Annotated in this window: 4 protein-coding genes, 1 tRNA gene and 1 pseudogene; 4 read left to right on the top strand and 2 right to left on the bottom strand. The window is 63.8% G+C overall.

Translation table 11 applies throughout. The features are described from left to right. Positions 1 to 100: 100 nt before the first annotated feature. Positions 101 to 1,258: an MFS transporter gene (locus L858_RS0109825; RefSeq protein WP_022682976.1), complete on the top strand. Its 1,158-nt coding sequence runs from the start codon at positions 101 to 103 to the stop codon at positions 1,256 to 1,258. Here the strand turns inward: L858_RS0109825 and L858_RS0109820 are convergent. Continuing rightward, positions 1,248 to 3,575: a TonB-dependent receptor gene (locus L858_RS0109820; RefSeq protein ID WP_022682975.1), complete on the bottom strand. Its 2,328-nt coding sequence runs from the start codon at positions 3,573 to 3,575 to the stop codon at positions 1,248 to 1,250. The genes L858_RS0109825 and L858_RS0109820 overlap by 11 nt on opposite strands. Before the next feature lie 386 nt (positions 3,576 to 3,961). Between L858_RS0109820 and rpoB the strand changes: the two genes are divergently transcribed. From rpoB to L858_RS0109805, 3 genes are all read left to right on the top strand, one after another. Next, positions 3,962 to 8,128 carry a DNA-directed RNA polymerase subunit beta gene (gene rpoB / locus L858_RS0109815; protein WP_022682974.1) on the top strand — a complete coding sequence of 1,389 codons (4,167 nt, stop codon included), beginning with the start codon at positions 3,962 to 3,964 and terminating at the stop codon, positions 8,126 to 8,128. Positions 8,129 to 8,214: 86 nt separating this feature from the next. Beyond that, complete coding sequence (gene rpoC, locus L858_RS0109810) at positions 8,215 to 12,471, top strand: DNA-directed RNA polymerase subunit beta' (protein ID WP_022682973.1); 4,257 nt, start codon at positions 8,215 to 8,217, stop codon at positions 12,469 to 12,471. A 222-nt stretch (positions 12,472 to 12,693) separates the two neighbouring features. Further along, positions 12,694 to 12,767: transfer RNA gene (locus L858_RS0109805), tRNA-Gln, on the top strand. A gap of 72 nt (positions 12,768 to 12,839) precedes the next feature. Here L858_RS0109805 and L858_RS21965 read toward each other — a convergent pair. After that, a pseudogene (locus L858_RS21965) lies at positions 12,840 to 13,462 on the bottom strand (hypothetical protein); the annotation flags it as partial.

Genomic DNA, 13,462 nt, shown 5'->3' with positions numbered 1-13,462 from the left:
GACATGGCGCAGACTTTAACATATTGTAGAATCGCTTAAAGCTGGACTGGTGCGATCACCTTTTCCTCCTGCGCCTAACCAGACAGGCCTTCGGGGCGGTGTGTCCTGGTATCCAGTCCCAGCCCTCTCGGTGCTCGCACTGCTGATACAGGGCGGGACGCTCATGTCGCTCAGCGTCTTCCTCCCCGCCATGGCCCCCGAGTTCGGCGGGCAGGCGGGCGGCGCGGCCAGCGCTTTCCTGCTGGCGATGAGCATAGCTAATCTGCCGGTCGGCTGGGCAATCGACCGGACGGGCGCGAGGCCCGTGCTCAGCGTCGGGATCATACTGACCGCTGGCGGCTGCTTCGCCGCCGCGGCTGCTCAGGAGCGGGCCGGGTTGACAGCCGCGATGGCGGTGATCGGTGCCGGGGTTGGCGCCTCCACCATCGTTCCCGGCATCGCGATCATCACCCGCCTGCATGAGAGCCGGCGCGGGCTCGCGCTGGCACTTTTCCTCGGCGCCACCGTGGTCGCGGGCGCCCTGATCCCGCCGTTCACGAGCATGGCGATAAAGCTATGGTCCTGGCGCACGGCTATCGCATCCTGCGGCGGGGCAGCGCTCGCCTGCCTGCCGCTGGTGCTCCTGGTGCCGGGCGGCCGCTTGGGACCGGCTCAACCGTCGGCGGTGAGAGCCGCCCCATATGGCGCCCTCGGCGATAGCAATTTCCGTCGCATCCTCATCGCGACCATCATGCTCCAGCTTTCCATCAACGGCATATTGCTGGCGGCGGTCGATGGCCTGATGGTTCAGGGCCTTTCGCAATCCGGGGCGGTAGCAGCATACAGCATCGCCAATTTGCTGGGCCTGCCCGCGCTCCTGCTCGGAGGACTTGTCGCAGATCGCATCGGCGCGCGGTCGGTATTGATCGGCGCAGCGCTGCTGCTGGCGGTGGGAACGCTCGCCCTTCTCAGCCTGCGCTGGATCGGCTGGCCGGGGGTAGCGCTGTTCGTCCTGCTCTGGGGCGTTGCCAGCGCACTGCCTGGGCAGTCCGGATCGATGCTGCTCGCAGAGGTGGTGGAGCCGAACGCGTTCTCCCGCCTGCTGGGCCTCAATACGATGGTCAGCAGCCTGATCGGATCGCTGGCTCCGCTCTGTACCGACCAGATGCGGGCCGTGCATGGCGGTTACGAGCTGCCGGTTCTGGTCTATGCCGCGCTGGCCCTGGCCGCGTCCCCGATCATCGCGCTCGCCAGGCCTCGCGGTCGCCCTAATAGCTGAGCGAGGCTGACAGGCCGATCGTCCTTGGCCGCTGCGCCATCTCGCGAAGCGGTGATCCGGTGACCGGCACCAGCTCGGCATTGCGGAACAGGACGGCCCGGCTGTCCAGCAGATTGTCGGCGAAGGCGGACAATTCCCAGCCATCGCGTCCCACGCCCGCGCGCAGCAGCAGCAGGTCGCTCGCCTCCCCCTTGTAGACGCGCGCATCATAAGCGACGGATCGAACCGAGGGGGCACGGCGGAAGCCGCCGGCATGCTGCCACTCGCCCCGCAGGAAACCGTTCAGCCCCGCCCGGAATGAAAATCCATATTCCGCCGCCAATGTGCCCGACCAGCGCGGGACATAGGTGATGCGGTCGCCGGCTGCGACGATACCGCCTGAGCCGTCGGCGGCGAGCGGCCCGACATCCCGGCGAAACCGCGCATCGACATAGCCGACCGCCAGATCAATCGTCAAAGCGCCAAAAGGCCGCGCGCGCAATGCGAACTCCGCCCCCTGATTTCGTGCGGCGCCCAGATTGTCGATATAGGAGAAGCCGCAATTGGGCAGCGTCACCGACTGCTGGATATTGCGCCAGTCGATCCGGAACGCCGCCAGCGAGAGATCAACCTTCCCGTCCGGCGAGCCTGACTTCACCCCGGCCTCATAGCTCCAGAGCGAATCCGGCCGGTAGCTAGACGGCGCATCGACACGGCCGAATGCCGCAAGGTCGGAGGCACAACTGGCCGAGGCAACGGCGCCATTGGTCCCCCCGCCGCGAAATCCCTTGCCCCCGCTGACATATAGCAAGCTGTGCGCCGCCGGCCGAAAAGAGAGGCTGGCATAGGGTGTCACCGGAGTGGCGCGCTGGTGGCGCGGGCCGATCGCATTGCTCCCCCCGGCGAAGGGTCCTTCCGACATCAGCCGGAAAGACAGGGCGGATCGGGAGACGCGCAACCCGGCCGTCGTCTCCCACCGGGACGAGAAGCTCCACGCCAGCTGCCCGAAGGCGTCGACATCCTGCTCTTTTATGTGCTGGCGGCTATGATAGCTCTGCCCGCCCGGCAATAGGGGCAGGCCGAAGATATCCTCGATCGCAAGGCCAAGCTGCGATTGGGCGAGCTGTTCTATGCCGGGTTCCACCACCCGCTGCTCCATCTCGGTCCGGGCGTGCCGGAACAGACCGCCGATCAGCCATCGCAGGCGCGCGTCTTCGTGCGAGGCAATGCGCACCTCCTGGGTGAAGCTGCGCTGGCGAACGGTGGTGCGGCTATAGCTGCCGCCCGGCGTCCGAATGCCGGGTACCGCTCCGCCCAACACGATCTCGCCGAAGAAACCGGAATAATCGACGATCTGGCGATTGCGCCGGTCGAGCAAGGCCGTGACGCTGGTGAGGGTCGCCCCGCCCAGATTGAACCGCGCGGTAAGGCTGGGAAGCAGGAAGCGGTCGCGCCCTGGTTGTCTGAGGCTGGCGGACTGCCGGAAGGGGCCAAGATCGCTCTCGTAGAAGGGCAGGTCCGCGCGCCTGCTCTCCTGATAGAAGAGCGCGGGTGTCAGTTCCAATCGCTCGCCCAGCGCCGCCTTTGCGGCCGCCCGCAGCCCGAAGGCGGAGACGGCATCGATATTGTCGGTGACCTGCTTGCCCGAAACAGGATCGGCCCGGTCGATCACCCCCGCGTCACGCCGATAATAGCCGCTCACGCGAGCGCCCAGGATTCCTGGCTTGATAGCCGCGCCCAGAGCGGCCTGGACTTCATGACTGAAACCCCCGCCCGCCACGTTCGCCACCTCTCCACTGACCCGCGCCTCATGACCTTTCAACTGAGGCTGTCGCGTCAGATAGCGGATGGTGCCACCCATGGAATTCGCGCCGAACAGCGTTCCCTGCGGGCCGCGCAACACCTCCACCCGGTCGATGTCGAAGCTGCGCAGATCGGGATTGCCTGCCACTTCGAGCGAACGGATCTGCACCGGGACTTCATCGACATAGAGGCCGATGGTGGATGCGCCGATGTTGGAAAAGACGCCCCTTATGACCGGCTGCTGCGCGCCGAAGGACCCGACGATCGGAGCGGCGAAATTGGGCACGAGCCGCGCCACGTCTGCCAGCGTGTCAGCGCTTCTGCGTTCCAGTTCCGCGCGGTCGAGCCGGGCGAGGCTGATCGGCACTATGTCAGCCTGCTCCGCCACGCGCCGGGCGGTCACGATCACTGCCGCCTCATCCGTCCGGCCTTCCGCATGGACAAAGGCGGGCGCAGTGGCTGCAAGGGACAAGCCGCCCAGCCGAGCCGCCCAGCCCAAAGGCGTCACGCGACCGCCCGCTGGCGAGAAAGGCAAGGAAAGCGAATCATCCTGGCTCTCTACAGCACCATGAAGCCGCTACAAGCAAAGCAGATTCCACAAGTGCAAGCACTGCAACCCCTTCACAAGCCTGCAGCAGAAGCCTATATGGCGTTTTCGAAATTCGGTTTGTCACGTTGCATTGCTTGCGTGGCGAACCGTCCCCCGGATCGCCCGGGGACCGGGTTCGAATAGCGCGCGAAACCGGCGGGATTGGGCGGAAACGGTGGGTCACAAGGTGCTGACAGTGCGGATCGGACAGTCCCGGCCCGCACTTTTTTGCGTGGCGACAGAGGGGCGAATCACCCCCGAAATCGGCAGGCCAGGCTGAATTTTCGCTGCGATGCGAAAAAATGCGACGAATTAAACAGGCAGGATACGCAATGGCGACCAAGGCTCTCCCCCCGATCAGCAATACCGGCGCGAAGAAGCGCATCAGGAAGGTATTCGGCGACATCCACGAAGTGGTGCAGATGCCGAACCTGATCGAGGTTCAGCGGGAGAGCTATGAGCAGTTCCTCCGCTCCGATCCCTCGATCGGTTATGTGTCGGGCCTAGAAAAAACCCTCCGCTCGGTCTTCCCGATCCGCGACTTCGCCGGCACCGCCGAAATGGACTTCGTTCATTACGAACTGGAAGAGCCCAAGTACGACGTCGAGGAATGCCGTCAGCGCGGCATCACCTATGCAGCGCCGATGCGCGTCACGCTGCGCCTGATCGTGTTCGAAGTCGACCAGGACACCGAAACCCGCTCCGTGCTCGATATCAAGGAGCAGGACGTGTACATGGGCGACATGCCGCTCATGACCCAGAACGGCACCTTCATCGTCAACGGCACCGAGCGCGTCATCGTGTCGCAGATGCACCGCTCGCCGGGCGTCCTTTTCGACCATGACCGGGGCAAGACCCACTCGTCGGGCAAATATCTGTTCGCCGCCCGCGTCATCCCCTATCGCGGTTCGTGGCTCGACTTCGAGTTCGACGCCAAGGACATCGTCAACGTCCGTATCGATCGCAAGCGCAAGCTGCCGGTCACGGCGCTGCTCTATGCGCTGGGCCTGACGCCCGAGGACATGCTCGGCTATTTCTACAACAAGGTCACGTTCGTCCGTGGCGGAGGCGGATGGCAGATTCCCTATACCGCCGAAGCATGGCGCGGCCAGAAGCCGGCTTTCGACATCGTCGACGCCAAATCGGGCGAAGTCGTGTTCGCCGCCGGTCACAAGATCTCGCCCCGCGCCGCCAACAAGGCGGAGAAGGACGGGCTTGAAACGCTGCTTATCCCGACCGAGGAAGTCTATGGCCGCTACAGCGCCTATGACCTCATCAATGAGTCGACCGGCGAAATCTACATCGAGGCTGGCGACGAGGTGTCTCCGGAGAATCTCGAAAAGCTTGACCGCGCGGGCATCGATCGGCTCGAACTTCTGGACATCGACCATGTCACAACCGGCCCCTGGATCCGCAACACGCTGAAGGCCGACAAGGCTGAGGAACGCGACCAGGCGCTCAGCGACATCTATCGCGTCATGCGCCCCGGCGAACCGCCGACGAAGGAAACCGCCGAAGCGCTGTTCGCCGGCCTCTTCTTCGATCCGGAGCGCTATGACCTGTCGGCCGTGGGCCGCGTGAAGCTCAACATGCGCCTCGACCTCGACGCCGAGGACACGGTGACGACGCTGCGGACCGAGGATATCCTCGCCGTGGTCAAGGAACTGGTGAACCTGAAGGACGGCAAGGGCGAGATCGACGATATCGACAATCTCGGCAACCGCCGCGTCCGCTCGGTGGGCGAGCTGCTGGAAAACCAGTATCGCGTCGGCCTGCTGCGTATGGAGCGCGCCGTCAAGGAGCGCATGTCGAGCGTCGACGTGTCGACGGTGATGCCGAACGACCTCATCAACGCCAAGCCCGCCGTGGCCGCGGTGCGTGAATTCTTCGGCTCGTCACAGCTGTCGCAGTTCATGGACCAGACCAATCCACTGTCGGAAGTCACCCATAAGCGCCGCGTGTCGGCGCTCGGGCCGGGCGGTCTGACCCGCGAGCGCGCAGGCTTCGAAGTCCGCGACGTTCACCCGACCCATTATGGCCGTATCTGCCCGATCGAAACGCCGGAAGGCCCGAACATCGGTCTGATCAACAGCCTTGCCACCTTCAGCCGCGTCAACAAATATGGCTTCATCGAGACGCCCTACCGCAAGGTGATCGACGGCAAGGTGACCAACGAAGTCGTCTATCTGTCGGCGATGGAAGAAGCCAAGCACACCATCGCGCAGGCCAACGCTGAAGTGACCGAAGAGGGCACGCTGGCCGAAGACCTGATCTCGGCGCGTGAAGCGGGCGAATTTCTGATGGCGCCCAAGGACCACATCACCCTGATGGACGTCAGCCCCAAGCAGCTGGTGTCGGTCGCGGCCTCGCTCATTCCGTTCCTGGAAAACGATGACGCCAACCGCGCGCTCATGGGATCGAACATGCAGCGTCAGGCCGTGCCACTGGTCAATGCCGAGGCGCCGTTCGTCGGCACCGGGATGGAAGGCACGGTTGCGCGCGATTCCGGCGCGGCCATCGCCGCCAAGCGTCCAGGCATCGTCGATCAGGTGGACGCGACCCGTATCGTCATCCGCGCCACCGGAGACATCGAACCCGGCCAGTCGGGCGTCGACATCTACACGCTCCAGAAGTTCCAGCGTTCGAACCAGGACACCTGCATCAACCAGCGTCCGCTGGTGAAGGTCGGCGACCTGATCGAGGGCGGCGACGTGATCGCCGACGGCCCGTCGACCGAGTTCGGCGAGCTGGCGCTGGGCCGCAACACGCTCGTCGCGTTCATGCCCTGGAATGGCTACAACTACGAAGACTCCATCCTGATCTCCGAGCGGATCGTGAAGGATGACGTCTTCACCTCGATCCATATCGAGGAGTTCGAGGTCATGGCCCGCGACACCAAGCTGGGGCCGGAAGACATCACCCGCGATATCCCGAACGTCGGCGAGGAAGCGCTGCGCAACCTCGATGAGGCGGGCATCGTCTATATCGGCGCCGAAGTGGAGCCAGGCGATATCCTGGTCGGCAAGATCACCCCCAAGGGTGAATCGCCGATGACCCCGGAAGAAAAGCTGCTCCGCGCGATCTTCGGCGAAAAGGCTAGCGACGTGCGCGACACCTCGCTGCGCCTGCCGCCGGGCGTTGCAGGAACAGTCGTTGAAGTCCGCGTCTTCAACCGCCACGGCATCGACAAGGACGAGCGCGCCATGGCGATCGAGCGGGAGGAAATCGACCGCCTCGCCAAGGACCGCGAGGACGAACGCGCCATCCTCAACCGCGCGACCTTCAACCGCCTGCAGGAAATGCTGCTGGGCCAAGTCGCGACCGCCGCGCCGAAGGGCGTCAGGAAGGGCGTCGAGATCGACGAGGCCCTGCTCGGCGAAGTCGAGCGTCATGAATGGTGGAAGTTCGCGGTAGCGGACGACCAGCGTCAGGCCGGCATCGAAGCCGTCAAGGCGCAGTATGACGAAGCGGTGAAGCTGATCGTCGAGAAGTTCGAGGATCGCGTCGACAAGCTGCAGCGCGGCGACGAACTGCCCCCGGGCGTGCTCAAGATGGTCAAGGTCTTCGTCGCGGTGAAGCGCAAGCTCCAGCCGGGCGACAAGATGGCCGGCCGTCACGGGAACAAGGGTGTGATCTCGCGCATCCTGCCGATCGAGGACATGCCGTTCCTCGAAGACGGTACTCATGTCGACATCGTGCTCAACCCGCTGGGCGTGCCGTCGCGCATGAACGTCGGGCAGATCTTCGAAACGCATCTCGGCTGGGCGGCGCGCGGCCTTGGCCAGCAGCTCAAGCATGCGCTGGAGGAATGGCGCGAAGCCAATCCGAACGCGCAGGCTGGCGAGATGCCGGAAGCGGTCAAGACCCGTCTCCTGGAAACCTATGGGCCGCAATATGCCGACCAGATTGAGGGCCGCACGGCCGAGCAGATCGTCGACCTTGCCCAGCATCTGGCACGCGGCGTTCCGATGGCGACCCCGGTGTTCGACGGCGCCCGCGAAGCCGACGTGTCGGCGATGCTGGAGCTGGCGGGCCTGCACTCATCGGGCCAGTCGGATCTGTATGACGGCCGCACCGGCGACCGTTTCGACCGCAAGGTGACTGTCGGCATCATCTACATGCTGAAGCTGCACCACTTGGTCGACGACAAGATCCACGCGCGTTCCATCGGCCCCTACAGCCTCGTCACCCAGCAGCCGTTGGGCGGTAAGGCGCAGTTCGGCGGCCAGCGCTTCGGTGAAATGGAAGTGTGGGCGCTCCAGGCTTACGGCGCCGCCTATACGCTGCAGGAAATGCTGACGGTGAAGTCGGACGACGTGGTCGGCCGCACCAAGGTCTACGAAGCGATCGTCAAGGGCGACGACACCTTCGAAGCCGGCATCCCCGAAAGCTTCAACGTGCTGGTCAAGGAAATGCGCTCGCTGGGCCTCAACGTCGAACTCGCTGCGATGGACGAGGTCGCGGACGACGGCGACGACTTCGCGCAGGCGGCGGAATAAGGGAACCTCGGAGCGCTGTCTTGCGAAGACAGCGCTCCCTCTCCTGCCCGGTAGCCCGAATATTTACCCTCTAGAGGGACTGAAAAATGAACGAACTGACGAACTTCGCCAATCCGATCCAGAAGCCGGAAACCTTCGACCAGATCCAGATCGGCCTTGCCTCGCCCGAGCGCATCCGCAGCTGGTCCTTCGGTGAGATCAAGAAGCCGGAAACCATCAACTACCGCACGTTCAAGCCCGAGCGTGACGGCCTGTTCTGCGCGCGCATCTTCGGTCCGATCAAGGACTATGAATGCCTGTGCGGCAAGTATAAGCGCATGAAGTATAAGGGCATCGTCTGCGAAAAATGCGGTGTCGAAGTGACCGTGTCGAAGGTCCGCCGCGAGCGGATGGGCCATATCGAACTGGCAGCGCCGGTCGCGCACATTTGGTTCCTGAAGTCGCTGCCCTCGCGCATCGGCCTGCTGCTCGACATGCAGTTGAAGCAGCTTGAGCGCGTTCTCTATTTCGAGTCCTACATCGTCACCGAGCCGGGCCTGACCCCGCTCGAAAAGTTCCAGCTTCTGACCGAAGACGAACTGCTCGACGCGCAGGATGAATATGGCGAGGACGCCTTCTCCGCCGGCATCGGCGCGGAAGCGGTCAAGCAGATGCTGATGGACCTCGACCTTGAGGGCGAGAAGCAGGCGCTGCTGGACGAACTGGCCGTCACCAAGTCGGAACTGAAGCCCAAGAAGATCATCAAGCGCCTCAAGGTGGTTGAAAGCTTCCTGGAATCGGGCAACCGCCCCGAATGGATGATCCTGGACGTCGTGCCGGTCATTCCGCCCGAATTGCGCCCGCTGGTCCCGCTGGACGGTGGCCGCTTCGCGACCTCGGACCTCAACGACCTCTATCGTCGCGTCATCAACCGTAACAACCGCCTGAAGCGGCTTATGGAACTGCGCGCGCCGGACATCATCGTCCGCAACGAAAAGCGCATGTTGCAGGAAGCCGTCGATGCCCTGTTCGACAATGGCCGCCGCGGCCGCGTCATCACCGGCGCGAACAAGCGTCCGCTAAAGTCGCTGTCCGACATGCTCAAGGGCAAGCAGGGCCGCTTCCGCCAGAACCTGCTCGGCAAGCGCGTCGACTATTCGGGCCGTTCGGTCATCGTGACCGGCCCGGAACTCAAGCTGCACCAGTGCGGCCTGCCCAAGAAGATGGCGCTCGAACTGTTCAAGCCCTTCATCTACGCCCGCCTCGACGCCAAGGGTCTCAGCATGACCTTGAAGCAGGCCAAGAAATGGGTCGAGAAGGAGCGCAAGGAAGTTTGGGACATCTTGGACGAGGTGATCCGCGAGCACCCGGTGATGCTGAACCGCGCGCCGACGCTTCACCGCCTCGGCATCCAGGCGTTCGAACCCGTGCTGATCGAAGGCAAGGCGATCCAGCTGCACCCGCTCGTCTGCTCGGCCTTCAACGCCGACTTCGACGGCGACCAGATGGCCGTACATGTGCCCCTCTCGCTGGAAGCCCAGCTGGAAGCGCGCGTGCTGATGATGTCGACCAACAACATCCTCTCGCCCGCGAACGGCAAGCCGATCATCGTCCCCTCGCAGGACATGGTTCTGGGGATCTATTACCTGTCCATGGAGCGTGAAGGCGAGCCGGGCGAAGGCATGTTGCTGGCCGACATGCAGGAGGTCCATCAGGCCCTCTATGCCAAGGCCGTGACGCTGCACTCGAAGATCATCAGCCGCGTGCCGCAGACCGACGAGAACGGTCAGCAATATATGAAGCGCTTCGAGACGACCCCGGGCCGTATGCTGCTGGGCGAGTGCCTCCCCAAGAGCCACAAGGTGCCCTTCGACGTCGTCAACCGCCTTCTCACCAAAAAGGAAATCGGCGACGTCATCGACCAGGTCTATCGTCACACCGGCCAGAAGGACACGGTGCTGTTCGCCGACGCCATCATGGCGCTGGGCTTCCGCCACGCGTTCCAGGCCGGCATCTCGTTCGGCAAGGACGACATGGTGATCCCGGACTCCAAGGAAGGCACCGTTGCCGAGACCAAGGCGCTGGTGGCCGACTATGAGCAGCAATATCAAGACGGCCTGATCACCCAGCAGGAAAAGTACAACAAGGTGATCGACGCCTGGAGCCGTTGCGGCGACGTGGTGGCGAACGCCATGATGGACGAAATCCGCGCCCAGCCCAAGGACCCGCAGACCGGCCGTATGGCCCAGATCAACTCGATCTACATGATGGCACACTCCGGTGCCCGTGGTTCGCAGGCCCAGATGAAGCAGCTTGCCGGTATGCGCGGCCTGATGGCCAAGCCGAGCGGCGAGATCATCGAAACGCCGATCATCTCGAACTTCAAGGAAGGCCTGACGGTTCTCGAGTACTTCAACTCGACCCACGGCGCTCGTAAGGGCCTCGCGGACACCGCGCTCAAGACGGCGAACTCGGGTTACCTGACCCGCCGCCTGGTCGACGTGTCGCAGGACTGCACCGTCGTCGAGGAAGATTGCGGCACCGAAAAGGCGCTGGAGATGAAGGCCATCGTTCAGGGTGGTTCGGTCATCGCCTCGCTTGGCGAGCGTATCCTGGGCCGCACCACGGCGCAGGACATCGTCGACAGCAAGGACGGCACCATCATCGTGCCGATTGGCACGCTGCTCGACGAAGCGCTGGTGGCGCAGATCGAAGCGATCGGCACGCAGGCCGTGAAGATCCGCAGCCCTCTCATCTGCGAAAGCAAGATGGGCGTCTGCGGTAAGTGCTACGGCCGTGACCTCGCCCGTGGTACGCCGGTCAATATCGGCGAAGCGGTCGGCGTCATCGCGGCGCAGTCCATCGGTGAACCGGGCACGCAGCTCACCATGCGTACCTTCCACATCGGCGGCGCGGCGAACTTCAACGAAACGTCGAACCTGGAAGCCCTGTCGGACGGCACGATCGAACTGCGCGACATGCCGACCATCACCGACAAGAATGGTCGTCGTCTCAGCCTCGCCCGCAACGGCGAGATCGCGATCATCGATAGCGAGGGCCGTGAGCGCGAAACGCACCGCCTGCCTTACGGCGCCACCATCCTGTTTGCGGATGGCGACGAAGTGAAGAAGGGCGACCGCTTCGCCGAGTGGGATCCGTTCACCATGCCTGTGATCACGGAAAAGCCGGGTATCGTGAAGTATCAGGACCTGATCGACGGCAAGACGCTGACCGAGCAGACCGACGAAGCGACCGGTATCGCTCAGCGCGTGGTCACGGAATTCCGCGGTGCAGCCCGCACCAAGGAGGATCTGCGTCCCCGCCTCACCCTGCTCGACGACCAGTCGGGCGAAGCTGCACGCTACATGCTGGCGGTGGGTGCGACCCTGTCGGTCGATGACGGTGCGCAGGTGCAGGCCGGTGACGTGCTGGCGCGTGTCTCTCGCGAAGCCGCGAAAACCCGCGACATCACCGGCGGTCTGCCGCGCGTCGCCGAACTGTTCGAAGCCCGCAAGCCCAAGGACAATGCGATCATTGCCAAGGTGTCGGGCCGCGTGCAGTTCCTCAAGGATTACAAGGCGAAGCGCAAGATCGCCATCAATCCCGAGGATGGCGGCGAGCCGGTCGAATATCTGATCCCCAAGAGCAAGGTGATCGACGTTCAGGAAGGCGACTATGTAAAGCGCGGCGACAACCTGATCGGTGGTTCGCCCGACCCGCACGACATTCTGGAGGTGCTCGGCATCGAGCCGCTGGCCGAATATCTGGTCGCCGAAATCCAGGAAGTCTATCGCTTGCAGGGCGTGAAGATCAACGACAAGCACATCGAAACGATCGTTCGTCAGATGCTGCAGAAGGTCGAGATCACCGTGTCCGGCGACACCACGCTGCTGGTGGGCGAGCAGGTCGATCGCGAGGAAATGGACGAGATCAACGCGAAGCTTCCGGCCGGCTACCAGCCCGCCGAAGGCAAGCCGGTGCTGCTCGGCATCACCAAGGCCTCGCTCCAGACGCGCTCCTTCATCTCGGCGGCCTCCTTCCAAGAAACCACCCGCGTCCTCACGGAAGCGGCGGTTCAGGGCAAGAAGGACACGCTGGTCGGCCTGAAGGAAAACGTCATCGTCGGCCGCCTCATCCCGGCAGGCACGGGCGCGGGCATGAACCGCATGCGCGTTGCCGCCTCGTCGCGTGACGCGGCGATGCGGGCCGCTTTGCGGGCTTCGAGCCAGGTTGACCTGATCGCGCCCAAGACGGCCGCTGAAGAGCATGCCGCCGAACTGGCGCAGGGTCCGGAAGCGGCGATCGGCGACGATCCGCTGGCGGCGGTCCAGGGAGAGGACTTCACCACCCAGGATCTCGACTGATCCGTTTGCAATGACGGAGTCGCTTCCTATCTCGGGAGGTGGCTCCCAGCCATCATGACCTTGGTCATGGCAAGAGCCCGCCGGATGCGATAAGGCATCCGGCGGGCTTATGCTTTCCAGGGGACACTCGTGATTTGTGCAGCGAGCATGCCGCAAGCCTCTTGACCAACGCCCAAAGCCCGCCTATCTGCGCGGCTCCGGCAGGCTACTGCCGGCTGCTGATGCCCGATCCTCTAATGGTAAGAGAGCGGACTCTGACTCCGTCAATCAAGGTTCGAATCCTTGTCGGGCATCCAAATTTCCCGAATAAGCAATCTCGTGAAACGCTGATCTCGGCGCGCCCCTGCTGATCGTCCTTCGCTTGAGCGTCATCGGCAAATCCGCCTGCTGCTCCTCGCAACAGCGTTAACGGGTTTTACATTCTCCCCCCCGCGCGGCATCATTCCAACGGCGGGGAACGGGGGAAGCATGGCTAAATTCGGCAGAATCATCGCGTCAGCATGGACAGACCGGTCCGGTGCGTCGTCTGCTGAATATGCATTGATGCTGGCAGTGCTGGGAAGTTCAATCGCGGTGGGCGCCTGGACGCTGCGCGAGTCCATCATCGGCGCGCTTGACGACACAACAGCGCTCTTTGCAGCCAATGGTGCACCCGGTGCCGCCGGAGCAAGCGGGTCGGGCAGTTCCTCGACCCCCGGCAGCACACCCGGAACGGACGCCAGCGGCGGAACGCAGGGCAGTTCGGCGGGGGACGGCAGCGCTCCTCCGGCAGGAACAGGCTCCAACGCATCGTCGGGCTCAAGCGGGTCAAACGCCTCTTCGGCTTCGGCCGGATCAAACGCATCATCGGGCTCCGCCAACTCCAACGCTTCGTCGGGCTCGGCCGGCTCTAATGCTTCGTCGGGATCAGCAGGTTCCAATGCATCATCCGGGAATTCCGGGGGAGGCGGCTCGAAGAAGTGAACCGCTGCGCGGCGACTGACAGGATGCG

This window comes from Sphingobium bisphenolivorans (assembly GCF_000412635.1).
Lineage (GTDB): Bacteria > Pseudomonadota > Alphaproteobacteria > Sphingomonadales > Sphingomonadaceae > Sphingobium > Sphingobium bisphenolivorans.
This window is presented reverse-complemented; position numbering and strand designations above follow the sequence as displayed.

Coding starts and splice junctions, on each gene's coding strand:
- rpoC (WP_022682973.1), top strand. CDS start 8,215: ATGAACGAACTGACGAACTTCGCCAATCCGATCCAGAAGCCGGAAACC.
- rpoB (WP_022682974.1), top strand. CDS start 3,962: ATGGCGACCAAGGCTCTCCCCCCGATCAGCAATACCGGCGCGAAGAAG.